Source organism: Mesorhizobium sp. UC74_2, from assembly GCF_042701485.1.
Taxonomy (GTDB): Bacteria; Pseudomonadota; Alphaproteobacteria; order Rhizobiales; family Rhizobiaceae; genus Mesorhizobium.
Map to the genome: position 1 here is coordinate 1,775,711 of NZ_CP170562.1, position 23,636 is coordinate 1,799,346.

21 protein-coding genes and 1 pseudogene are annotated in these 23,636 nt (G+C 62.1%); 11 read left to right on the forward strand and 11 right to left on the reverse strand.

Annotation, left to right across the window (positions count from 1 at the left end):
- The first annotated feature begins 25 nt into the window (after positions 1 to 25).
- From ACFJIU_RS08560 to ACFJIU_RS08570, 3 genes are read left to right on the forward strand one after another with little or no spacing between them, the layout of a single operon-like run.
- Positions 26 to 2,875: a molybdopterin oxidoreductase family protein gene (locus ACFJIU_RS08560; protein WP_379069937.1), complete on the forward strand. Its 2,850-nt coding sequence runs from the start codon at positions 26 to 28 to the stop codon at positions 2,873 to 2,875.
- Positions 2,872 to 3,639: a 4Fe-4S dicluster domain-containing protein gene (locus tag ACFJIU_RS08565; RefSeq protein WP_379069940.1), complete on the forward strand. Its 768-nt coding sequence runs from the start codon at positions 2,872 to 2,874 to the stop codon at positions 3,637 to 3,639. Before ACFJIU_RS08560 ends, ACFJIU_RS08565 begins: the two co-directional genes overlap by 4 nt.
- 3 nt (positions 3,640 to 3,642) lie before the next feature.
- Complete coding sequence (locus ACFJIU_RS08570; RefSeq protein WP_379069943.1) at positions 3,643 to 4,578, forward strand: dimethyl sulfoxide reductase anchor subunit family protein; 936 nt, start codon at positions 3,643 to 3,645, stop codon at positions 4,576 to 4,578.
- A 55-nt stretch (positions 4,579 to 4,633) separates the two neighbouring features.
- Here the strand turns inward: ACFJIU_RS08570 and ACFJIU_RS08575 are convergent, their stop codons facing one another.
- From ACFJIU_RS08575 to ACFJIU_RS08605, 7 genes are all read right to left on the reverse strand, one after another.
- Complete coding sequence (locus tag ACFJIU_RS08575) at positions 4,634 to 4,801, reverse strand: hypothetical protein (protein WP_326892637.1); 168 nt, start codon at positions 4,799 to 4,801, stop codon at positions 4,634 to 4,636.
- A gap of 203 nt (positions 4,802 to 5,004) precedes the next feature.
- Positions 5,005 to 5,961 carry a lipid A biosynthesis lauroyl acyltransferase gene (locus ACFJIU_RS08580; protein ID WP_379069946.1) on the reverse strand — a complete coding sequence of 319 codons (957 nt, stop codon included), beginning with the start codon at positions 5,959 to 5,961 and terminating at the stop codon, positions 5,005 to 5,007.
- Positions 5,961 to 6,989, reverse strand: a complete 1,029-nt coding sequence (locus tag ACFJIU_RS08585) for a zinc-binding dehydrogenase (protein WP_379069949.1) — start codon at positions 6,987 to 6,989, stop codon at positions 5,961 to 5,963. Before ACFJIU_RS08585 ends, ACFJIU_RS08580 begins: the two co-directional genes overlap by 1 nt.
- A gap of 107 nt (positions 6,990 to 7,096) precedes the next feature.
- Positions 7,097 to 8,368, reverse strand: coding sequence for a beta-ketoacyl-ACP synthase (locus tag ACFJIU_RS08590; protein WP_379069952.1), 1,272 nt, complete (start codon positions 8,366 to 8,368; stop codon positions 7,097 to 7,099).
- Positions 8,369 to 8,439: 71 nt separating this feature from the next.
- Positions 8,440 to 9,627, reverse strand: coding sequence for a beta-ketoacyl-ACP synthase (locus tag ACFJIU_RS08595; RefSeq protein ID WP_379069955.1), 1,188 nt, complete (start codon positions 9,625 to 9,627; stop codon positions 8,440 to 8,442).
- Between the two features lie 64 nt (positions 9,628 to 9,691).
- Positions 9,692 to 9,982, reverse strand: a complete 291-nt coding sequence (locus ACFJIU_RS08600; protein WP_186306960.1) for an acyl carrier protein — start codon at positions 9,980 to 9,982, stop codon at positions 9,692 to 9,694.
- 284 nt (positions 9,983 to 10,266) lie between these two features.
- Positions 10,267 to 10,818, reverse strand: coding sequence for a histidine phosphatase family protein (locus ACFJIU_RS08605; protein ID WP_379069958.1), 552 nt, complete (start codon positions 10,816 to 10,818; stop codon positions 10,267 to 10,269).
- Between the two features lie 183 nt (positions 10,819 to 11,001).
- Between ACFJIU_RS08605 and ACFJIU_RS08610 the strand changes: the two are divergent.
- The 3 genes and pseudogenes from ACFJIU_RS08610 to ACFJIU_RS08620 all read left to right on the forward strand — a co-directional run bounded on the left by ACFJIU_RS08610 (position 11,002) and on the right by ACFJIU_RS08620 (position 14,633).
- Positions 11,002 to 11,953: pseudogene (locus ACFJIU_RS08610) on the forward strand (AEC family transporter).
- 160 nt (positions 11,954 to 12,113) lie between these two features.
- Positions 12,114 to 13,571 (forward strand): NAD-dependent succinate-semialdehyde dehydrogenase, encoded by a 1,458-nt coding sequence (locus ACFJIU_RS08615; RefSeq protein WP_379069961.1) that lies wholly within the window; start codon positions 12,114 to 12,116, stop codon positions 13,569 to 13,571.
- A gap of 48 nt (positions 13,572 to 13,619) precedes the next feature.
- A complete protein-coding gene (locus ACFJIU_RS08620) occupies positions 13,620 to 14,633 on the forward strand; it encodes an aldose epimerase family protein (RefSeq protein ID WP_379069964.1) in 1,014 nt (337 codons plus the stop codon).
- Between the two features lie 16 nt (positions 14,634 to 14,649).
- On the opposite strand, the gene ACFJIU_RS08625 is transcribed toward ACFJIU_RS08620, so the two are convergent.
- Positions 14,650 to 15,564: a sugar kinase gene (locus ACFJIU_RS08625; protein ID WP_379069967.1), complete on the reverse strand. Its 915-nt coding sequence runs from the start codon at positions 15,562 to 15,564 to the stop codon at positions 14,650 to 14,652.
- 153 nt (positions 15,565 to 15,717) lie between these two features.
- Between ACFJIU_RS08625 and ACFJIU_RS08630 the strand changes: the two genes are divergently transcribed.
- Both ACFJIU_RS08630 and ACFJIU_RS08635 read left to right on the forward strand, forming a co-directional pair.
- Positions 15,718 to 16,167 carry a FixH family protein gene (locus ACFJIU_RS08630; RefSeq protein ID WP_379069970.1) on the forward strand — a complete coding sequence of 150 codons (450 nt, stop codon included), beginning with the start codon at positions 15,718 to 15,720 and terminating at the stop codon, positions 16,165 to 16,167.
- Positions 16,168 to 16,169: 2 nt separating this feature from the next.
- Positions 16,170 to 17,474 (forward strand): cytochrome-c peroxidase, encoded by a 1,305-nt coding sequence (locus tag ACFJIU_RS08635; protein WP_379069973.1) that lies wholly within the window; start codon positions 16,170 to 16,172, stop codon positions 17,472 to 17,474.
- A gap of 102 nt (positions 17,475 to 17,576) precedes the next feature.
- Here the strand turns inward: ACFJIU_RS08635 and ACFJIU_RS08640 are convergent, their stop codons facing one another.
- Together ACFJIU_RS08640 and ACFJIU_RS08645 are read right to left on the reverse strand one after the other, a co-directional pair.
- A complete protein-coding gene (locus tag ACFJIU_RS08640; protein ID WP_379069976.1) occupies positions 17,577 to 18,011 on the reverse strand; it encodes a hypothetical protein in 435 nt (144 codons plus the stop codon).
- A 40-nt stretch (positions 18,012 to 18,051) separates the two neighbouring features.
- A complete protein-coding gene (locus ACFJIU_RS08645; protein WP_379069979.1) occupies positions 18,052 to 18,513 on the reverse strand; it encodes an Lrp/AsnC family transcriptional regulator in 462 nt (153 codons plus the stop codon).
- Positions 18,514 to 18,669: 156 nt separating this feature from the next.
- Between ACFJIU_RS08645 and putA the strand changes: the two genes are divergently transcribed.
- The 3 genes from putA to ACFJIU_RS08660 all read left to right on the forward strand — a co-directional run bounded on the left by putA (position 18,670) and on the right by ACFJIU_RS08660 (position 23,314).
- Complete coding sequence (gene putA / locus ACFJIU_RS08650; RefSeq protein ID WP_379069982.1) at positions 18,670 to 22,281, forward strand: bifunctional proline dehydrogenase/L-glutamate gamma-semialdehyde dehydrogenase PutA; 3,612 nt, start codon at positions 18,670 to 18,672, stop codon at positions 22,279 to 22,281.
- A gap of 171 nt (positions 22,282 to 22,452) precedes the next feature.
- Complete coding sequence (locus tag ACFJIU_RS08655; RefSeq protein ID WP_379069985.1) at positions 22,453 to 22,734, forward strand: hypothetical protein; 282 nt, start codon at positions 22,453 to 22,455, stop codon at positions 22,732 to 22,734.
- 58 nt (positions 22,735 to 22,792) lie between these two features.
- Positions 22,793 to 23,314, forward strand: a complete 522-nt coding sequence (locus tag ACFJIU_RS08660) for an O-acetyl-ADP-ribose deacetylase (protein WP_379069988.1) — start codon at positions 22,793 to 22,795, stop codon at positions 23,312 to 23,314.
- On the opposite strand, the gene ACFJIU_RS08665 is transcribed toward ACFJIU_RS08660, so the two are convergent.
- Positions 23,315 to 23,629: an antibiotic biosynthesis monooxygenase family protein gene (locus tag ACFJIU_RS08665; protein WP_379069991.1), complete on the reverse strand. Its 315-nt coding sequence runs from the start codon at positions 23,627 to 23,629 to the stop codon at positions 23,315 to 23,317.
- Positions 23,630 to 23,636 lie beyond the last annotated feature (7 nt).

Below are 23,636 nucleotides of genomic sequence, written 5' to 3' on the forward strand. Positions count from 1 at the left end.
GTTCCGAAGCGGAGGACCTCAACGAATGAATCACACCGACAGGGTGGCGCTGTCCAAGCCGGTGGCGGACGAGGTTCGCAAGACGACCTGCTACATGTGTGCATGCCGGTGCGGCATCAACGTGCACATCAAGGACGGCAAGATCCGCTACATCGAGGGCAACCGCGACCACCCGGTCAACAAGGGGGTACTGTGCGCCAAGGGCTCGGCCGGCATCATGCAGCACTACGCGCCGGCCAGGCTGCGCGCGCCCTTGAAACGGGTCGGGCCGCGCGGCTCGGGCAAGTTCGAGGAGATCAGCTGGGACGAGGCGCTCGAGATAGCCACCAACTGGCTGGATGGCGTTCGCCAGGACGATCCCAAGAAGCTTGCCTTCTTCACCGGCCGGGATCAATCGCAATCGCTGACCGGTTTCTGGGCACAGCAGTTCGGCACGCCGAATTATGCCGCGCATGGCGGCTTCTGCTCGGTCAACATGGCCGCTGCCGGCATCATGACGATCGGTGGCGCCTTCTGGGAATTCGGTGCACCGGACTGGGATCGCACCAAGCTGTTCGTGCTGTTCGGGGTCGCGGAGGACCACGATTCCAACCCGATCAAGATGGGCATAGCCAAGTTGAAGCAGAATGGTGCCCGCTTCGTTTCGGTCAACCCCGTGCGCACCGGCTATTCGGCCGTTGCCGACAACTGGATCGGTATTCGCCCCGGCACGGACGGGCTGCTGATCCTCGCCGTCGTGCATGAACTGCTCAAGGCGCGGCGGATCGATGTCGACTACCTGGTGCGCTATTCCAATGCGACATGGCTGGTGATCGACGCTCCCGGCACTGCGGAGCACGGCCTGTTCGCGCGCGACGGGGAAGGCAAACCTCTCGTTTTCGAGACCGTGACCGAACAGGTCGTCGCGGTCGGCGCCAAAGGAGCAAGGGCCGCCCTTTCCGGCCGCGTGCAACTCGCGGATGGCCGCTTCGCGGTGCCGTCCTTTCAACTGTTGGCGGAAAAATACCTTGACCCGAAATATGCGCCGGAAGCCGTGGCGGAGGAAACGGGCGTTGCGGCCGACACGATCCGCGGGCTCGCAGCGGAAATCGCGCGCGTGGCCTTCGACGAGGCGATCACGATCGAGCAGCCGTGGACGGATGTGCACGGGCAGCAGCACGAGAACTTTGTCGGTCGGCCGGTGTCGTTCCATGCCATGCGCGGACTGTCCGCCCACTCAAACGGCTTCCAGACGGCACGCGCACTGCACATGCTGCAGGTGCTGATCGGAGCCGTCGATTGTCCCGGCGGCTTCCGTTTCGAGCCGCCTTATCCGAAGCCGGTAAGCGCGCACCCGACACCGCACGGCAGGGCTGAGCATTTCGGATCCAACAAGCCGCTGTCGGGGCCGCACCTCGGCTTTCCGCGCGGACCGGAGGACCTACTGGTCGACCCGCAGGGACAACCGGCGCGCATCGACAAGGCATTCTCCTGGGATACGCCGTTCTCGGTGCACGGGCTGATGCACATGGTGATCGCCAACGCCCATGCCGGCGATCCGTACCCGATCGATGTGCTGTTTCTGTACATGGCCAACATGGCCTGGAATTCCTCCATGAACACGGCAGGCGTGATCCGCATGCTGGAGGACAAGAACCCTGCGACCGGCGAATACAAGATTCCGAAGATCATCTACTCCGACGCTTATGCTTCCGAGATGGTCGCCTATGCCGACCTCGTCCTGCCCGACACCACCTATCTCGAACGCCACGACTGCATCTCACTGCTCGACCGGCCGATTTCGGAACCCGATGCCGTGCAGGATGCCATCCGCTGGCCGGTGATCGAGCCGGACCGCAATGTGCGCGGTTTCCAGAGCGTGCTGATCGATCTCGGCGCGCGGCTGCACCTGCCTGGCTTTGCCGACAATCACGGCAAGCCGCTCTACAAGGACTATGCCGACTACATCATCCGCCACGAACGCCGGCCGGGCATTGGTCCTCTGGCCGGATTCCGCGGCCTGAAAGGCGATCGTGTCGGGCGTGGTGCGACAAATCCCGAGCAATTACAGCGCTATATCGAAAATGGCTCGTTCTTCTCAGCGCATATCCCGCTGGAAGCGCAGTTCTTCAAACACGCCAACCAAGCCTATCAGGACTTTGCCGTGCGCATGGGCTTTTTCGATACGCCGCAACCGGTGACATTCCAGCTTTACCAGGAAGCGCTGCAGAAGTTCCGGCTGTCCGCGGAAGGCTTGCGCGAGCCCTTGGCACCGGAAACGCACCGGCAGCGTATCCTCGATTTTTTCGACCCCTTGCCCGACTGGTATCGACCGCTCGGCGAGGCGATGGTCGACAGCGCAGAATTTCCCTACCACGCCATCACCCAGCGGCCGGCGGCGATGTACCATTCCTGGGGTTCGATGAATGCCTGGCTGAGGCAGATCCACACCGCCAACGCACTCTATGTGCCGGGGGCGATCTGCGAGCAGTTGGGACTCGTTGACGGCGACTGGGTCTGGCTGATTTCGCACCACAGCCGCATCAAGGTGCCGGTGGCGCGGATGGAGGCCGTGAATTCCTCGACAGTATGGACCTGGAACGCCATCGGCAAGCGGGAAGGGGCATGGGGGCTGGAGCGCAACGTTCCGGAGGCGCAAAAATCCTTCCTGATGAATCACTTGATCCACGAACTTCTACCGCCGAGGCAAGATGGGTTGCGCTGGTCGAATTCCGACCCGATCACCGGCCAGGCCGCCTGGTACGATCTTCGGGTTCGTATCGAGAAAGCGGACAAGGGGGCCGTCAGCGAACCGCATTTCCCGGGCATTGCCGAGCCGGACGGCGAGCAGCCGAGCCCGAAGGAACTGCGCTACGGGCAGGAGTGGGCGCAATGACCAGCCTGCCCGCACTGCCAACCGCCAAGAAGCTCGGCCTCGTCATAGACCTCGATGTCTGTGTCGGGTGCCATGCCTGTGTGGTGAACTGCAAGGAATGGAACACCGGGGGGTATGGTGCAGCCTTGTCGGACCAACAGCCCTATGGAGCCGATGTTTCAGGTGCCTGGCTGAACCGTGTGCATTCCTTCGAGATCGTGCCGGAAGGCGGCGAGGTCGTCGGGGAAGCGGGTGAGGCGCGCATCGTGCACTTCCCGAAATCCTGCCTGCATTGCGAAGACGCACCCTGCGTGACCGTGTGCCCGACGGGTGCCTCCTACAAGCGCACCGAGGACGGAATCGTGCTGGTCGACGAGGAGAAATGCATCGGTTGCGGTCTCTGCGCCTGGTCGTGTCCCTATGGCGCGCGCGAGATGGATCTGGCCGCCGGTGTGATGAAGAAATGCACGCTGTGCATCGACCGCATCTACAACGAGACCATCGAGGAAGTGGACCGGCAGCCGGCCTGCGTACGAACCTGCCCGGCCAATGCCCGCCATTTCGGCGATCTCGGCGATCCATCCTCCGCCGTTTCGGTCATGGTTGCACAGCGTGGCGGCGTCGATCTGATGCCGGAGCAGGGAACGCGCCCGGTGAACAAATATCTGCCACCCCGGCCAAGGAAGCCGCTGGCTGCGAGCGCCGGCCAGATGGCAAGAGGCGAGGACACCAGCGGTGCTACCGGCTTCTTTGCCTGGCTAGACGGCATGTTGGACCGGATTTGATCCATGCATCCGGCTGCCTCCATCATCGCCTTCACCGTGCTGTCCGGTCTCGGCTACGGACTGGCCGCGGTTCTGGGGTTTGGATTGCTCGACCCGGCAGCAATCGCCACCAAGGCCGCCCATTTTTCCGCGCTGGGCCTGATCGCAGGCGGGCTGCTGGCCTCGACACTGCATCTCGGCAACCCGCGACGCGCCTGGCGGGCATTCTCGCAGTGGCGCTCGAGTTGGCTCTCGCGCGAAGGGGTGCTGTCGGTTCTCGCTTTTGCGCCATTGACCGTGTCGGCATGGCTCTGTGTCATCGAGGGGCGCTACCTGGCGCCGATTGGCCTTGCCGGGTCTGTATTGTCGCTTGCGACAGTCTTCTGCACCTCGATGATCTATGCTTCGCTGAAATCGGTACAGGCTTGGCACACGCGGCTGACGACCACCTGCTATCTGCTGTTCGCCCTGGCTGGAGGGGCATTGCTGGGGAGCGCCTTTGGGGTTGCGGGAGGTGGATCAGCGAGCCTGCTGTTGCTTCTGGCGCTGGTTCTGCTGATTGCGGCCTGGGTGATGAAGGTCACATGGTTGCGTCATCTCGACAGCGTTCAACCCCTGTCGACACCGGAAAGCGCAACCGGCCTCGGCGCTATCGGACGCGTTCGCCTGTTTGAGCGGCCACATGTCACCGAGAATTACCTGACCAGCGAGATGGGCTTTCGTGTCGTGCGCAAACACGCCGCCAAGCTGCGCAAGCTCGCCTTGCTGTCAGGCGGATTGCTGCCGGGTGCACTGGTCTTCCTGGTGCTGGCCGCGCTTGTGGCCGGAGCGGAGGCTGGTGTCGCGGCGCTCCTGGCCCTGGCGGTCGCTGTGCTCAGCCACGTCGTCGGGATGCTGACCGAACGGTGGCTGTTTTTTGCGGAAGCGCGTCATACAGTGATGAACTATTACGGCGGTTAGAGTTTAGGCGCGCAATTCACCCGAGCCTGCAACAATCGACCTGCTGCAGGTTTGCTCAGCTGCCGGCGACCGCCGGCTTTGCCAGCTTTTTCTTGCGCACGCTGCGCAGACGTTTGGCCAGCCGTCGCAATGCTGCGAATTTTTCACCTGGCTTTGCTGGTTGCTGGCTGCCCCACGGCGTCCACAACGCCGGGTCTTTCTTCCTTGTCTGTTCGTCCGTCATCGCCCTGCCGCCCTGCTATGACCGCACTGTCGATTACAAAAGTTAATGATCAAGTGTGGCAGAAGTTGCGAGTTTAGGCGATCCCTGTCCGAAATACTCGTCACATTCGCGCGAGGATTTCGCTGCCAAAGCGTTTCCGTTTTTCACGGAAACGCGGAAACGCTCTAACTCTTTGTTTTTACGCAATTCCGGGCGGAATTGCTCTAACGCGTGCGGCCCCTGATCTGCCAGCGTTTGTGGAACCACATCCACTGGCCCGGATCCTGTCGCACCCAGCCCTCGACAGTGTCGTTCATCAGCTGGACCATCGCGGCCATGTCCAGCTGACCCGCGGCGTTGCGCGGCAGCTCGAGTTTGTCGCAGAGAGTCAGCCGAAAACGATTGCCGGGCAGGCGCACCGAAAAGACGGGATAGACATCGCAGTCGAACTGGCGCGCCAGTTTCGGTACCAGCGGGCTGGTCTGACATTGCTGGTCGAAGAAGGTGGACAGCACGCCGTTGGTGAACTTCTGGTCGACGAGGGCGCCGACATTGCCGCCACGCTCCAGCACCTGCGCCATGGCAAAAGAGACGCCGTTCTTGGAGGCGAGCAGCTCTCCCATCGTCGCAGCACGCGTCCGAAAGATGTATTCGGCAAGATAGGGGTTGTTCGGGGCTCGAAACAGCGCCGATACCGACAGGTCGAAGGTGGCAGCCGCCACCGGCAGCAATTCGAAATTTCCCATATGCGCGGTGAAGAAGATGTGCGGCCTCTTCTCGTCGCGGATTTTCAGGAACAGTTCCTTGCCGACGACTTCGACGCGGCCGGGAGTCTCGGCATCGGGGTCGTAGTCGAAAAGCTGTTCGAGAAAGACATATTCCCCTGCCAGCCGTCCCATATTGCCCCACATGTCCGAGGCGATCTTTTCGATCTCCGGGTCGCTCTTGTCGGGATAGGCGTTCTTGAGGTTGGCAATGGCGACGCGGTGGCGTCCGACCTTCGGGCCGATCGTGCGCGCCGCGCGATCGATGAAGTTGAGGGCGCGGTCCGGCGGCAGCAAGCGCATGACCGCCAGGATCGCCATCGCGACGCGTGCCGTGATCCAGTACTCCGCAACCTTCAACCCGCGCAGCGTCTTGTAGACGAGGGGGCGCAGCATGGGTTCGCGCGCGTCGGCCATCAGCCGACGCGCAGGATGATCTTGCCGAAGACGTCGCGGCCTTCCATGCGCTTCAACGCAGCATCAATGCCGTCGAAATCGACCTCGGTGTCGATGACAGGTGAAACGAGGCCGGCAGCCATCTTCTGCATGGCATTCGCCATGTTCTCCATGCGGCAGCCAAAGGAACCAAGCAGCTTCAACTGCTGCTGGAAAAGCATCATCAGGTTCACTTCGGTGGAAACGCCAGAGGTCGAGCCGCAAGTGACGAGACGGCCACCGCGCTTCAGCGAAAACATCGAGCCGGCCCAGGTGTCCTTGCCGACATGTTCGAAGACGACGTCAACGCCCTTCTTCCTGGTGATCTTGCGAACCGCGCCTTCGAAACGATCTTCGCGGTAGTTGATGACGTGATCGGCGCCCAGCGCCTTGGCCTTTTCGATCTTGTCGTTGGAACCGACGGTGGTGATAACGGTGCAGCCGATTTTCTTGGCAAGCTGGATCGCAGCCGAGCCGATGCCGGAGCCGCCGGCATGGACCAGGATCGTTTCACCGGGTTCCAGCCTGGCATTGTCGAACAGCATGTGTTCGACCGTGCCGAAGGTGACCGGTGCAACGGCAGCGCCTATGGCATCAACGCCGGGAGGGGCCGGAACCAGCAACCGTGCGGGCAGGTTGATCTTTTCCTGCGCGAAACCATCGAGGTGGAACCCGTGCACGCCTCCGACATGCTCGCACAGATTGTCGCGCTTCTCGCGGCAGGCGCGACACAGCCCGCAGGTGCGAGCGCCATAGATCGAGACAAGCTGGCCAGGAACAAGGTCGGACACGCCGGGGCCGATCGCTTCGACTTCTCCGGAAGCCTCCGCGCCAACGGTCAGCGGCAGCTTGCGCTTGGCAAACGCCATGCCGCGCCAGCCCCACACATCGATATGATTCAATGCAACGGCCTTGATGCGCAGCGTCACTTCGCCGACGGCTGGCGGCGGAGGCGGAGCGACGTCGACCAGTTCGAGCCGGCGATCCTCGATGAGTTGCAGTGCGCGCATGTGATCTCGCGTCCAGTTCGTTTTGCAGCAGGGCAGTAAGAGAACAGGGCAATAAGGCAGCGACTGCCCTGTTGCCTTGGTGCCCTACGGCCTGCGTTCAGGGCGCCTTAAACGGGTTCCCGTGCCATGACAAGGCAGGTGTTCTGGCCGCCGAAGCCGAAGGAGTTCGACAGAACCGTGCCAACCTTGGCCTCGCGCTTCCTGTTCGGCACGACGTCGAGCGCAATAGCCGGGTCGGGATTGTCGTAGTTGATGGTGGGCGGGATGACGCCTTCGCGCATGGTCATCAGCGAGAAGGCAGCCTCGATGGCGCCAGCAGCGGACAAAGTATGGCCGATCATCGACTTGTTGGACGAGATCGGAATCTGGCTGATACGTTCACCGAACACCGTCGACAACGACAGATGTTCCATCTTGTCGTTCTCCGGCGTCGAGGTGCCGTGCGCATTTATGTAGTCGATCTCATCTTCGGAAAGGCCGGCATCGGCGAGTGCAGCCTTGACCGCGGCAATCGCCGGCGAGCCGTCCGGCTTGGACCGGGTGCGGTGGAAATCATCGGCTTTTTCGCCACAGCCGCGCAGGATGCCAAGCACGGTGGCGCCTCGCGCCAGCGCACTTTCCAGCGATTCCAGCACGAGTGCGGCCGAACCCTCGGCCAGGACAAAGCCGTCACGGTCCTTGGAGAAGGGCTTCGAGGCCTTTTCCGGAACTTCGTTGGACGTGGAGAGCGCCGAGAGCAGCGAGAAGCGGATCAGCGCTTCGGCCGTAGCAGAGCCATCTGCGCCAACCGACAATGCCCGATCACACTCGCCGCGGCGGATCGCTTCGACGCCGAGCTGGATGGCGGTCGCGCCGGAAGCGCAGGCGGTGGATAGGGTGATCGGCAGGCCTGTGGTGCCGAACGCATCGGAGAGACGGTCGGCGATGGTGCCGAACTGCGCGGAATCGAACATGTCGGATGAATTCAGCCCGCGCGCCACTTCGAGAATGCGGTTGGAAGCATCCGGTTGGTCGCCACCCTTATAGAGGGCCAGCCGGTCGTGCCAGTCGAGCTCGACGGGCGGCGAGGCGAGGAAGAGCGGGCCGCCGAAATTCTCAGGATCGATGCCGGCTTCGGCGACTGCCTCATGCGCAGCTGTTTCGGCCAGTTCGTAGGTGAGGGCGCTTGCGCCCTTGCTGCTCGAAGGCAGGAAATCGACCATGCCCGAGATGCGGGTGTTCAACTGGTCGATGGGAAAGCGGGTGATCGGATGGATGCCGGACTTTCCGGCGGTCAATGCTGCCCAGTTATCGGCCTTGCCGACGCCCAGCGACGTGACCACGCCGATTCCGGTGACCGCGACGACCGGCCTGCCCAGATGATCCTTCAGCTTTGCCATGGCTCAATCCTTGACCATTGTTGCCTTGTGGCGGCGATCTAACCAGCGGCCATGCGGCCAGCAGGTCCCGCTCAAGCGGCGCTGACCAGCGCCAGGCCCTCGAATTGGTGATAGCCGACCGCCGTTGCCAGTACCTGCTCGGGGATTCCGTCGAAATTGCGCTCGGATGTCGCATCAAAGACGGGATAAGGCGCCTTGTTGTGGACGGCCAGTGCAGCGAGCGCCACCGCGAACGGGAACTGCGCTTCCTTCATGTGGCCGGTCAGCGTGCCGAAGCCGCGTGCGGTCAGCCCGGCATGCGCATCGAACGCTGCCTTCTCGGCCGATGTCGCGGCATGGCCACCTGAGGCGCCGGAAAGCGCGAGGACCTGGCCTTGTGGCAGGTTGGTCGCCTTGAGCAGTGTTTCGATGGTCGAGCCCAGTTCGCCGCGCTTGCGCCGCGCCCGTCCCGAGCGGACCGGACCGAGTTCCGCATAGATGCGGGCGCCGCGCTTTTCGGCATGTTCGCGGCTTTCCAGAACGAGGAACGCGCCACCCGAGCCGGAAACCACGCCTCCGCCTTCAGAGCCGGAACGCTGCCAGACCGGCTTCCAGGGCCCCCTGTGCAGATAGGCGCCGAGTTCGTAGCCGAGCAGCATGTCCTGGTGTTCGGTCTGGAAGGCGCCGCCCACCAGCATATGCGTCGACTGACCGGACCGCACGCGCGCGGCGGCCGTCTCGACAGCGGCGACGCCGGCCCCTTCCTCGCCCATGAAGGTGCGCGAAGAACCGGTGACCTTGTGCACGATCGAAATGTTGCCGGCGAGCAGGTTGGACAATTGTGCCAGGAACAGGGTCGGCCTGAGTTCGGTGGTCAGCTTCTCGTTGAGCAGGATATCGAAGTCATTCCTGCTTTCCGATGCAGCCAGGATGTCGTTGTCGACAGCCACGTCGCGCTCGCCGCCGCCGGCTGCCACCACCATATCCATGGTGGAACACAGAGCTTCGTCGGTCTTGATGCCGGCATCGTCCAGGGCCAGGCCGGCCACATAGGTGCCCAGCCGCTGCCAGGTTTCCATCTGACGCTGGTCGCCGCGCTTGGCGATCTGCAGGTTCCAGTCGATCTCGGGCAGGGGATGGACGGTGTAGGGAGCGAAGCGCTCCGCATCGAGCAACGGCTTGGCGGCCGGGGCCGTCAGTTGCTGCCAGTGCGCATCCGGGCCTTCCCCGAGAGAGGAAACGAGGCCAATGCCGGTGATGACGACGTCGTGGGATTTCATGGGCGGTTTGTCGGTCAGCGCGCGCCGCCCGTCAAGGGCGGCCGGCGCGCCGGCCCACTGATTGTCAGGCCGCGTTCTTGGCGGCGACGAGCGCGTCGATCTTCGCGCAGAGGTTCTTCATGACGAAGTATTCGTCGGTCGACGCCTTGCCGTCGTTGACTTCCTGGGTCCACTTCTCAAGCGGAACCTTGATGCCAAATTCCTTGTCTATGGCGAAGACGATATCGAGGAAATCGAGGCTGTCGATGCCGAGATCGTCGATGGTATGGCTCTCAGGCGTGATGGTGTCGATGTCGATTTCGCTCGTGTCGGCAATGATTTTGGCAACTTTTTCAAATGTCGTGGACACGGGCAATTCCTTCGAGCGGAGCGGATTCAGAGTTGGAGGTTGTCGCGCTCTCTAATCCGTTTTGCATGGCAGGAAAAGGGCGAATGTGCCACGCGGATGTCAAGAAACGTATTTGCACAAGCATATCATCCGCGCATGTCGCGAGGGAACGCAAGCAGGTTGAAGGTAAATGAAAGGCCTAAGACGAGCCTTCCCGGTGGTCGACCTGGTCTTGCGACGGCAGACATTGCTTGTTGCAGTTGTGGCAAAGCTCACGCCGCTTTGCTGGAAAGTATCTACTGTTCAAGCCTTCAGAAGATGATGCGGCCGAGCACCCGCAGCTTCTCGCCGTCAACGCCGACGATCACCGCTTCTCCCTCGCGGGCACCAGCGCCGGTCAACGCCTGGATGTTCTCCTGATGGGTGATCATCACAAGGTTGCCATCACCCGTGAAGCTCGCCACTTCCTTTACCACGGCGGCGTTCTGCATCGCGGCCATGGTCGGATCCTTTGACAACAGGTCGAGAGGCTCGAATTTTTCGGCTTTGTTGTCCTCGAAGGCGATGCCAGCAGTGTCGAGCGCGCGGCAAAAGCGGCTGGACAGCACCTCGTCGATGGGGGCAGCGCGCGCCGCAAACAGCGCGCCGATCTTGCGCGCCTGCTGCTTGCCTCGTTCCGACAGCTTCTGCTGGGTCGCGCATTTATCGATGTCAAAACCTGAGGGGTCACCGTTGCCGGTGACCATGGCGTGACGCAGCAGGACGACATGGCCACCAGCCCTGAGCAGCGCCCAACCCGCATCGGTCGCGTTGGCGGCAACCGGTGTCAGGCACAGCAGAAGGGTGAAGGCGAGACGAAGCATGACGGACCTTTTCCGCCGTCCCATCGACGCCGGTATGGGGCATATAGGGATCGCAAAGCTCGCAGGAAGGCAAGCAGGCACAGGTTTGCCGGCTGCTGCGGTGGATGTGCGCCAGAGATGTCTCGGGCTTGGCTGTTGCAGGACCGGCACCGCTCTCCTATCAGTCGACCGACGAGGGAAATGATGTCGCCGCTAACCGAAACCGTGCTGTTCGTCTTCGGCCTTGTGGCGCTGGGCTATCTCGCTGGGCTCACAGGCTATCTCAAGGCACAAAGCGCCGAAGGCGTGGCTGAGTTCGCAGTGGGCGTCGCCATGCCGCTGCTGTTGTTCGAGACGATGGTGAAGTCCGATTTTCACGGCTCCGCACCGTGGGTTTTGTGGGGAACCTATTTTTCCGCCGTGGCGCTGACCTGGATCGCCGGCCATCTGGTCACCACGCGCCTGTTCGGCCGGGACAGTCGCACAGGCATCGTCGGCGGCGTCTCGGCTGCCTATTCCAATGTCGTGCTGCTTGGTGTGCCGTTCATCCTTGGCGTCTACGGAAAGCAGGGCTTCGAGGTGTTGTCACTGCTGGTCTCGGTGCACCTGCCGATCATGATGATGGCCTCGATCGTGCTGTTCGAACTGTTCGGCGACGGCAAGGCGACGGGGCTGCATCCATTGCGGGTGCTGCGGCGTTTCCTGCACAAGCTGCTGATCAATCCGCTCATCATCGGCATCGTTGCGGGACTCGCCCTGGCGGTTGACCGGGGTGCCGCTGCCTGGACTGGTTTCGCGGTTGGCCGAGGCGCTGGGTGGAACTGCGGCTCCTGTGGCGTTGTTCGCCATGGGGCTCGGGCTCAATCGTTTCGGCATCACTGGCCATATCGGTCCGGCTGGTGCCCTTTCGATGCTGAAGTTGTTCGTGATGCCGGCGATCACACTGCTTCTGGTGTGGCTGGCAGGCTTGCCGCCACTGACCGCCCAGGTCGCTGTTCTCGTGGCGGCGCTGCCGTCAGGCATCAACTCCTATCTGATTGCCGTGCAATTCGAGACAGGGCAAGGGCTTGCTTCCAACCAGATGACCCTCGCCACTGCCTGCGCCGTCGTCACGACTTCGTTCTGGCTGGCGGTCACGGCCATGATGTTTGGCTAGGGCTGGATTTGTGCTGGCCCAGTGCTTAGGTTGAGTGATGGCGATTGATCGTTGGGCCGGCTCTGGAGTAAGAGCGGTGGTCCAGTTGCGGCAGTGACGCCGAAAACACCCATCGACCTATTCATGACCGGTCCGCGCGCGGCCGAAGGGAGGCTAGACCATGCTTCAGAAAACCAGCCATTTCATGCGGCAGGCCAATCTCATCAACGGCGAATGGGTACAGGCCGATTCCGGCCAGACCATCGACGTCACCAACCCGGCCAATGGCCTGAAGATCGGCACGGTTCCGAAAGCCGGTGCCACCGAGACCCGCCGCGCCATCGAGGCAGCACACACTGCCTTCCTCACCTGGCGCAAGACGTCGGCCCTCGAGCGCTCGAAGCTGCTGCGCAAGCTGCACGATGCCATCATGGACAATCAGGATGCGCTGGCCGAGCTCTTGACCACCGAGCAGGGCAAGTCGCTGTTCGAGGCGCGCGGCGAAGTTGGCTCGTCGGCCGCCTATGTACTGTGGTTTGCCGAGGAAGGCCGTCGTACCTATGGCGATGTCGTGCCGTCGCCCTGGGCTGACCGCCGCATCATAGTGACCAAGGAGCCGGTCGGCGTCGTTGCCGCCATCACGCCCTGGAATTTCCCGTCGTCCATGCTGGCCCGCAAGCTGGGGCCGGCATTGGCCGCAGGATGCACCGCCGTCGTCAAGCCCGCCACGCAGACCCCCTACTCGGCGCTGGCCTGGGGCGCGCTGGCCGAGGAAGTCGGCTTCCCGAAGGGCGTGGTCAACATCGTCACCGGCGCAGCGGGCGAAATCGGCGATGAACTCTGCTTCAATCCGCTGGTCAAGAAGATCACCTTCACCGGCTCCACCCCGGTCGGCAAGATGCTGATCGAGAAGTCGGCCAAGACGGTCAAGAAGGTATCGATGGAACTCGGCGGCAATGCGCCTTTCATCGTATTCGACGACGCTGATCTCGACCGCGCTGTCGAAGGCGCGATCACCGCGAAGTTCCGCAATTCCGGTCAGACCTGCGTCTGCACCAACCGTTTCTTCGTGCAGGCCGGCATCTACGACAAGTTCGTCGAGAGGCTGTCGGCCGCGACTGCCAAGCTTAAGGTCGGTTCCGGCCTCGAGGAAGGTGTGCAGCAGGGGCCGCTGATCGACGAAAAGGCAGCGCTGAAGACCGCTGAGTTCGTGGCCGACGCGAAGGCCAAGGGCGGCAAGGTCGAAACCGGCGGTAAGCCGCACGCCCTTGGTGGCTCGTTCTTCGAGCCGACTGTCATCAGCGGTGCGACGCCCGACATGATGTTCATGAAGGAAGAGATCTTCGGCCCTGTCGCGCCGGTGTTCAAGTTCACGACCGAGGAAGAAGCGGTCGCGCTTGCCAATGACACCGAATTCGGCCTGGCCTGCTACTTCTACACCGGCGATCTCGGTCGTGCCTTCCGGGTCATGGAAGGACTGAAATACGGCATGGTCGGCGTCAACGAAGGCCTGATCACAACCCCGGAAGCACCATTTGGCGGCGTCAAGGAATCCGGCCTGGGCAAGGAAGGCGGACATCAGGGTATCGAGGACTATCTCGACACCAAATATGTCTGCATCGGCGGCCTCGGCCTCTGATCGATAAGCGGGTCGGTCCGGCAAAACGGGCCGACCCGCGTTAGCTGCATGAAAGACGGCGAACTCTTCGGAACCACGCAAGCGGGGGAGGCGATCCGCCGCTTCATCATCCGTGGCGGTGGGCTTTCGGCCAACATCCTCAACTGGGGCGCAGTCATCCAGGATCTGCGCCTTGCCGGCCACGACGCACCGCTGGTGCTGGGCTTCGACAGCTTCGAGGCCTACGAAAAGGACACTCTCTATTTCGGCGCGGTTGTGGGACGATTTGCCAATCGTATCCGCGACGGCCGTTTCAGGCTTGCCGGTCAGCGTCATCAGACTGATCGCAATTTCCTGGGCAGGCATACGCTGCATGGCGGCGTGGGCGGCTATGCCGGTCGGGCCTGGGAGGTTTCGCTGCACGGGCGCGACTTCGTGACATTGAGCCTGCACGATCCTGCGGGCACGATGGGCTTTCCCGGCGCGCTCGACGTGACCTGTACCTATCGGTTGAAAATCCCCGGTACGCTCTCGGTGGAATTCACCGCAACGGCCGACGAGGCCACTGTGTGCAATCTGACCCAGCACTCCTATTTCAATCTCGACGATGGCGGTGCGGGCGACGTTCTGGATCATCGCGTGATGATCCCAGCCGGAGCCTATCTGCCGGTCGATGCCGAAATGATCCCAACCGGTATCGTGCAGCCAGTTGATGGGACAGCGCTCGATTTCCGCCAGGCGCGGGCAATGCGCAGTGAGGGCGAGCAATTCATCTACGACCATAACTTCTGTCTGGCTGCGGCAAGGGGAACAATGCGGCAGGCAGCCTGGGTGCAAGGCGCCACCTCCGGTGTCGAGATGGAAGTGTGGACGTCGGAGCCGGGGGTGCAGCTTTACGGCGGGGAATACATTGCGTCTGCGGGGCCGGGTCTTGGCGGACTGGGCTATGGCCGCTTTTCGGGCCTGTGCTTGGAGACGCAGGTTTGGCCTGATGCCCCCAACCGGCCGTACTTCCCGCCGGCGACCCTTCAGCCTGGCGAAACCTATCATCACGTGACGGAATACCGGTTCCGTCTGGGGTAATAAGCCCGGCTCCGGTCTAGTCGACGAACGCTTCCCGCAACACCTCAAACGGGGCGAGTGCGCCGCGTACCTGAACTACCCTGGAGGCAACGCGGTGAGCCCGCCGAGCGGCGTCGGCAGGCGACAAGCCAATGAGCCGGGCGGCGAGATAACCTCCGTTGAAGGAATCGCCGGCGCCCGTGGTGTCGACAGGTTTGGCGACGTGGATCGCGGCGACCTCCTGCCGCTCCGTACCAACGGAAACCAGGGCCGGAAACTCACCATTCTTCACAATCACTTCCCGCACGGATTGGCCGATCCGCTCGGCGGTCTCCGCAGGCGTGCGGTCGCCATGCAGCATCTGTTCGTCGGGGAAGGTGGGCAAAGCGATATCGCTGACGGCAAGCGCGTCGGCGATCGCTACCTGCGCAGTTTCGCGGTCCGACCACAGCCGTGGCCGATAGTTGGGGTCGAAGGCGATGCGGCTTCCGGCTGCTCGAGCACTGGAAATGACACGGAGCAAGGCCTTGCGCGCGTCCGGCTCCAGAATTGCCAAAGTGATTCCGGAAAAGTAGACAAGCGACTGATTTTCCAGATTTTCCTCCAGAGCAGCTGTATCTGATGCCAGCTGACGGGCTGCCGAATCGGAGCGCCAGTAGGTGAAGGATCGCTCCGCGCCGTCGAGGGTGATCGCGTAGAGGCCGGGCCGCGCTCCCGGAATGACAGGGCTTGTGCCAACGCCGATGTTGTTCTCGGCGAAAAATTCGATCTGGCGCTGGGAGAAGGGATCGTCGCCGAAGGCGGAGACATAGGTCGCGGAGCCGCCGGTGAGCGCGGCCAGCGCCCACAGCGTGTTGAACGTGTCGCCGGCGAAACCCAGCCGCCAGTCCGGCCCATTCTGGCCAGACAATTCCAGCATGCATTCGCCGATCGCGGCGACACCTTTTGACATCACCTCATCTCCCTGAGTGATCCGCTGTAGCTTTTTGTCGACGCACGCGCCACGCCTTGCTTCAAGGCGTTTGTGCCGCCGGCACACTTTCCCACAGGCGGGCGGGATGCTAGGCGCAATCTTCGACGTTCACAGGCATGATGTGGGGCTCCATTGGCACCGTTCTGGCGTTATCTGGTTGCGGGCATAGGGCTGGTCGCAGTCGTGCTCGGTGTTCTGGCTGTGGTCTACATGACTGCGCCCAGCACGCCGCCCGCCGCCGCACCGGAAACCGGACAGACGCGGGGCAGCGAGAAGGGCATGTTCGTCGCGACCTTCGTGCCGCAAGGCGGGGCGGCCAAGCAGAACGAGCTACAGGATTGGATACTGACGCTGAAGACTGCCGCGGGCCAGCCTGTCGAGAATGCGACGATCGAGGTTGCCGGCGGCATGCCGCAACATGCGCATGGCTTGCCGACGAGCCCGCAGATGACGGATTATCTGGGCGAAGGTCGTTATCGGATTTCGGGTGTGAAGTTCTCGATGAGCGGCTGGTGGCAGCTGAAGCTGGGCATTTCGGCCCCCGCCGGATCGGATACCGTGGTGTTCAACATCGTGTTGTGAGCATGAAGCGTTTTCCAGCGCAATTCCGGGAAAGGTGCGTAGCGGTTTTTCGGCCGGAAGCGCACAAGAACGAAGGATCGGAACGTTTCCGCGTTTCCGGGAAAAACGGAAACGTTCTGGGTATTGCTCTTGTCCTGTCGCTGGCACTTGCCGTTGCCGGTTGTGGCAGGCCGCAATTCTCGGAAGCCGAGAAAAGAACCATTGCCAGCCTGGCGCTCAGCGCCTTGCCGCCGCTGAAACCCGACACCACGAACCGCTATGCGGACGATCCCGGCGCGGCAGCATTGGGTGCCACCCTGTTTTTCGACTTTTCGTTGAGCCCGACCGGTACGGTCGCCTGTTCCTCCTGCCACCAGATCGGCCGGCAGTTCCAGGACGGTCTACCTCAGGGCATGGGTGTCGGACGCACCAACCGGCGCACCCAGCCGCTTGCCGGTGTTGCCTACAGCCCCTGGCTATTCTGGGACGGTCGCCGTGACAGCCTGTGGGCACAGGCGCTGGTGCCGCTGGAAAATCCGCTCGAACAGGCAGGAAACCGCACCGCCTATGCACGCTACGTCAAGGCGCGGTTCGGCGAACGCTACGAACGCATTTTCGGGCCGCTGCCCGATTTTGCCAATGTGCCTGCCAATGCCAGTCCGCTCGGCTCCGCTGCAGAACAATCGGCCTGGAACGGAATGGGTGAGGGGCAGCGCGACGGCATCAACCGGGTGTTCGCCAATATAGGCAAGGCATTGGCCGCCTTTCAGCGTTCCATCAATCCCAAGGAAACACGGTTCGACCGTTTCGCGGCGGCACTTGCCGCGGGGCAGGAGCCGAAGGATGACGCCGTCTTTTCGCCTGAAGAAGTCCAGGGGCTGAAACTGTTCATCGGCAAAGCGAGCTGTTCGACCTGCCACAACGGTCCGCTGTTCACCGATCACGCTTTCCACAACACCGGGGTGCCACCGGTGGCGGACCTGCCGCCGGATCGTGGCCGCATCGACGCGGTCGCCCAGGTCGAAGCCGATCCGTTCAGCTGTCTCGGTCCCTACCGGGATGGTGGGGCGGAAGCCTGTGGCGAACTGAAGTTCATGGTACGCGACAAGCCGGAACTGATCAGGGCCTACAAGACGCCATCGCTGCGCGCCGTCGCGGACCGGCCGCCTTACATGCATGCGGGCCAGTTGGGCACGCTCGAGGAGGTGGTGGCGCACTATGCCAAGGCGCCGCCCAGCGTCGAAGGCGTTTCGGAGGTACATCCGCTGCAACTGTCCGGGCGGGAGCGGGCGGCACTCGTGGCGTTCCTGAAAACGCTTTCGCCATGAACTCCCGGCGCAGCTAGCTTAGCCACCCGGGGAACAGAATTGCCCGCCCTGGGCACTTCTATTCGATCAAAATCTGACCCCTTGCGTGGAAAGAATTCCCCCTCAAACAAAAACGATAGGGTTGCCTTCTCTTATCGCTGCCTCCACCAGGCAGCGTATGTCAGAGGCAAAACTCTTTGCTTCAGGGACGGACGATTTCTCCAGGACATCAACTTCCCGGAGTATATCCTCGAAAAGATCACTCTCAATTTTGTCTCCGGCGTGGCTGCCAGAATATAGAACAAGTCTCTCAAGAAAAGACGTTTTATTTTTTAAAACTTTTCGAACTATACTTTTAATATAATAGACGTTGCTTATGTTTCCGAATTGGACTTTCGTTGAGATGGCATCTTGCCAATTAAAATTTGAAATAGAAGAATCGTGAGGAATAATCTCTCCGGTGTAGCTATCGACGTCAAAGTCATGCAGCTTGGCTTGACGTTCAACGGATGGCATTCCTTTAAATACGAGAGCCGTCAAAGACATAAGGTCGTTCACTCGCTGCTGCGTTTATCTTTTGGATCAGTGAGTTCTGACCCTAGCGGTCCTTCACCGTCTCCATCGCCACGAAGGTCGAGGTTTGCGCGACATGCGGCAGCGCGGAGATACGCTCGCCCAGAACGCGCCGGTAGGCTGCGATATCGCGGGTCCGCACCTTGAGCAGATAATCGAAGCTCGCCGCCATCATGTGGCATTGTTCGATCTCGGGGACGGCCTGCACGGCGCGGTTGAAGGCGTCCAGTGCGCTGGAGCGCGTGTCCGACAGCTTCACCTGAACGAAGGCGACATGGCCTTCCCCCATGCGCTCTCGGTCGATGATGGCGGCATAGCCTTTGATGAAGCCGTCTTTCTCCAGCCGTTTGACGCGGGCCTGTACCGGGGTCTTGGAGAGCCCGACCTTTACGGCCAGTTCCGACATCGACTGCCGGCCGCTTCTGGCCAGCGCAGAAAGGATGTTGCGGTCGAGGCGGTCTAATTGGTCTTCTGTTGTCAATTTCATAGCCCAATGTGTGGACAATGGTTATATCCATAGTTCATATGAACTGCATTTGCCAGTTATTTGGACCGATAGGAACGCGGTGTCGTGCTAGTTTTCGCCATCCGGTCCGGTGACCCGTTCGGCGGACCTTCAAACCTGCGCTTTCAAAGGACCGCCATGCCCGCGCTCGCCACCATCCGCCAGCAGATCCGCGCCAACTATCTTCCAGATGAAGGCGAAGCCGTGAAACGGCTGGCCGCGGCGACTGGACTGTCCGTCGATGAGCGCAAGGCGATCTCAAGCCGCGCCGCCGATCTGGTGCGTGCGGTGCGCGGATCGTCCGATCCGCGGCTGATGGAGGTTTTCCTCTCGGCTTACGGGCTCTCGACCAAGGAAGGCGTGGCGCTGATGTGCCTGGCGGAAGCGCTGCTGCGCGTCCCGGACGCCGAGACGATGGACGACCTGATCGCCGACAAGATCGCCTCGCACGACTGGTCATCGCATTCCGGCTCGTCCTCCTCGATCTTCGTCAATGCGTCGACCTGGGCGCTGATGCTGACCGGCCGCGTGCTCGACGAAGGCGAGCGAGGCATCGAAGGTACATTGCGCGCCATGGTACGGCGGCTGGGCGAGCCGGTGATCCGCAAGGCCGTGGCGGCGGCGATGCGCGAGATGGGCGAGCAGTTCGTGCTCGGCCGGACCATCGCCGAGGCGGTCAAGCGCGGCAAGTCGATGACGCAGAAGGGGTATCTCTATTCCTTCGACATGCTGGGCGAAGCCGCCCGCACCGAACGCGACGCATTGCGCTACCTGAAGGCCTATGCCGACGCCATCGCCTCGCTGGCATCTGGTGCCGAGGGCGACGATATCCGTCTGAACCACGGCATCTCGGTGAAACTCTCGGCGCTGCATCCACGCTATGAAGTCGCGCAGAAAGAGACGATGCTGCCGGTGATGGCCGACCGGCTGCTGTCGCTGGCGCGTGCCGCGCGCAAGGCGCGCATGGGCTTGAACATCGATGCCGAAGAGGCTGACCGACTTGATCTTTCGCTCGATGTCATCGAGCGCGTTCTCGCCGATCCGGAACTTGCTGACTGGAATGGCTTCGGTGTCGTGGTGCAGGCCTATGGTCCGCGTGCTGCTTTCACCATCGACTGGCTGCATGCGCTGGCGACCAAGCTCGATCGCAAGATCATGGTGCGGCTGGTCAAGGGTGCCTATTGGGACACCGAGATCAAGCGCGCGCAGACACTCGGTCTCAGCGGATACCCGGTGTTCACGCGCAAGGTGAACACTGACGTCTCGTATCTCGCCTGTGCACGCAAGCTGCTTGGCATGACCGATCGTATCTATCCGCAGTTCGCCACGCACAACGCGCATACGGCTGCGGCAATCCTGTCGATGGCGTCGGATCGCGACAGTTTCGAATTCCAGCGTCTGCATGGCATGGGTGAGCAACTGCATGAGGCGATCCGCAAGGCCGAAGGGACACGCTGCCGCATCTACGCGCCCGTCGGCGCGCATTCGGACCTGCTTGCCTATCTGGTGCGGCGTCTGCTCGAAAACGGTGCCAATTCCTCGTTCGTGCACCAGTTGACCGATGAGGACGTTGCGCCGGAAGAAATCGCACGCGATCCGCTTGAAGGCGTCGAGACGCAAGGATCGGCCGCTAACCCGAACATCGCGAAACCCGCCGCGATCTTTGGCGCCGGCAGACGCAACGCCAAAGGCTGGGACATCACCGACATCGTGACGTTGACCGAAATCGATAAAGCCAAGATGGCTTTTGCGGGTGTCAACCATTGGACCGCCAAGCCGATCACCCGCGCGGCCGGTTATGGTCAGGAACGGCCGGTGATCAATCCTGCGCGGCCATCTGAAATCGTCGGCACGGTCGTCGAGGCGGCAGCCAAGCAAGTGCCGACAGCCGTGCGTTTTGCGGTCGAGGCGCAGCCGGCCTGGTCAAAACGGCCGGTCGGCGAACGGGCAGCCATCCTTTCCCGTGCTGCCGATCTTTACGAAAAGCATGCAGTTGAGTTTTTTGCGCTTGCCACCCGCGAGGCTGGCAAGACGCTGGCCGATGGTGTGGCGGAAGTGCGCGAAGCCGTGGATTTCCTGCGTTATTATGCAGCACAGGCCACCCAGGCCGAAACCGGCACGCAGGCGCGGGGCGCCATCGTCTGCATCTCGCCGTGGAATTTTCCGCTTGCCATATTCACCGGCCAGATCGCCGCTGCCCTTGTCACCGGCAATACGGTGATTGCCAAGCCGGCCGAGCAGACACCGCTGATTGCTTACCGCGCGGTCGAACTGCTGCGCGAGGCAGGGGTGCCGGAAGATGTGATCCAGCTTTTGCCGGGCGACGGCCCCAATGTCGGCGCGCCGCTGACCGCCGATCCGCGCATTGCGGGCGTCTGCTTCACGGGCTCGACCGAAGTGGCCAAGCTGATCGAGCGGCAATTGGCCAGGACGGCGGCGCCGGATGCCATGCTGATCGCCGAGACAGGCGGGCTGAACGCCATGATCGTCGATTCCACCGCGCTGCCCGAGCAGGCGATCCGCGATGTGCTGGCCTCTTCCTTCCAGAGTGCCGGTCAGCGTTGCTCTGCCTTGCGCGTGCTCTATGTCCAGAAGGATGTCGAGGCCAAGATGCTGGAGATGCTGAAGGGTGCCATGGATGCCCTCAACATCGGCGACCCGTGGCAGATCTCGACCGATGTCGGCCCGGTCATCGACGACGAGGCTCGGAAATCGATCGAGGACTACAGCGCCAAGATGGCCGGCGAGGGGCGTGCGATCGCGCAACTCAGCGTCCCGGCAGGCGGCCGGTTCGTGGCACCCGCGGTGTTCCGTGTCAAAGGCATCGAGGAGATGGAACGCGAGGTGTTCGGCCCGGTACTGCACGTCGCCACCTTCGACGCCAACGAGATCGAGGCCGTGATCGCCGCCATCAACCGCAAGGGCTATGGGCTGACCTTCGGCCTTCACACCCGCATTGACGGCCGGGCGCAGCATTTCGTCGACGGCATCCACGCCGGCAACATTTACGTCAACCGCAACCAGATCGGCGCCGTGGTCGGTTCGCAGCCATTTGGCGGCGAGGGGCTGTCGGGGACCGGGCCAAAGGCGGGCGGTCCGCACTATCTGCGGCGTTTCCGCAAGGGCCCGGAGGCTGGCACGGCCCTGATCGAAGCGCGTTCGGCTTCGGCCAGGGAACTTGCCGACAATATACCGGATCCGGCGCTTGGCGGCTGGTCGACACGGCCGGACCGTATCGCCATCCTGCGCAGGCATCTGCGCGGCAAGGCGGCTGACGCCATCGGTGCTGCTGCCGGGCTCGAATTCGGCCAGGTCGATCTGCCCGGACCGACGGGTGAGGCCAATACGCTGTCGCTGACGCCGCGCGGGCGTGTGCTGGCGCTCGGGCCGGATGCCGATACGCTGCTGGCGCAGGCAGTGCAGGCATTGGCTGCCGGCAATGCCGTCCTGGCGGTGGCGCCTGGTGCGCCGGCCGTGTTGTCCGTGCTGACCGGCAAAGGACTGCCAATCGCCGCCATCGACGCACGCATCGATGCTGGTGCCATCGATGCGCTGCCCGTCGGCGTTGTCGCCTTTTCCGGTGCGCCCGAAGACACCCGCATCCTGCGTCAGGCCATTGCAGGCAGGGGTGGACCAATCGTGCCGTTGGTCAGCGAAGTGATCTATCCGGCGGCCTATACGCATGAGCGCGCAGTCTGTGTCGATACCACCGCCGCCGGTGGTAATGCCAGTTTGCTCGCGGCCGCCTGAAAGAAAAACCTTGAAGATTCAACTGGTCAACGCTCGCTACAAGCAGTAGTTCGTTGATCGGCTTGTATTTCAAAGTGGCGGGGGCTTAGCGTGCATTTTCCAACGAGGCGCGGGATAACAATTCTCGGCGTGGCTTTGCTTGTCGCGTGTGGTCCCGTGTTTGCGGGGTCGTTGGCCGGAAAGGTCGGCGACAAGCGTTATCCGGTGAATATCCCTTGGGGTTCCATCGGAGGCTGCCAGAAGGGGTATGACGACTACATCGCCGCTGCCGGGCATTCGGCCTATGCATCAACGGTCATGGACCGTACCGCAGAGTACTTCATCTGCGGCGTTGTGCTGAATGCCCCATCGCAGAAGAAGGCGGAAGCGCTGGCGCTCAAATCCTGCCAGGCTTCGGTGAAAAAATATAAAGTCCAGCTTGCAGGCGCCTGCAGCATCGCCGCTTCCAAATAGCGGTGGTGCATCGATTTTTTAAAGGCTGCCTCTACGGAACTCGGTCAAGGATCGATCAATGAGCGCGTGTTTCCAGGTGGTAACCGGAGACATCACGAAATTGGTGGTCGATGCGATCGTCAATGCCGCCAATACGTCATTGCTTGGCGGTGGTGGCGTTGATGGCGCGATCCATCGGGCGGCTGGCCCGGAACTGGCACTGGAGTGCCGGATGCTCAATGGCTGCAAGATCGGGCAGGCAAAGATCACAAAGGGCTACCGGCTTCGAGCCAGGCATGTGATCCACACTGTCGGTCCTGTTTGGCAGGGCGGTGGCAAGGACGAAGCGGACCTGCTTGCATCGTGCTATCGCAAGTCGCTCGAGCTTGCCGTGGCAAACAATTGCCGGACAATCGCTTTTCCGGCGATCTCAACCGGTATCTATCGCTATCCCAAGGAGGGCGCTGCACGGATCGCTGTCGGCACCGTGGCTGATTTTCTTCAGCACGATACTCCGCTGACGGAAATTATCTTCGCCTGTTTTGACGAGGACATGGCGGCGCTGTATCGCGCCGCCATTGCTGATTTGAGTCAAGGCTGATCAGGCGCCTTCGACAACCGAAAAGCCTTCGAACTGCGGGTGGCCGAGATAGTGGACCTTGCTGCCGCCGGCATTCTTGTGCGCGGCGCGGAAGTTCTCCGATTTGGTCCAGGCGACGAAGTCGTCGTGGCTCGCCCAGACCGTATGCGATGCGAACAGCGTGTAGCCTTCGGTCTCGTTGAGCGGACCGCGCAGCAGGTGGAATTCCTTGAAGCCGGCCATTTCCGACAGCGAGGAATCGCGGTTTTTCCAGACGTCCTCGAAGGCCTCTTCCGAGCCGTTCTGCACCTTGAAGCGATTCATGGCGATGTACATGGTTGTT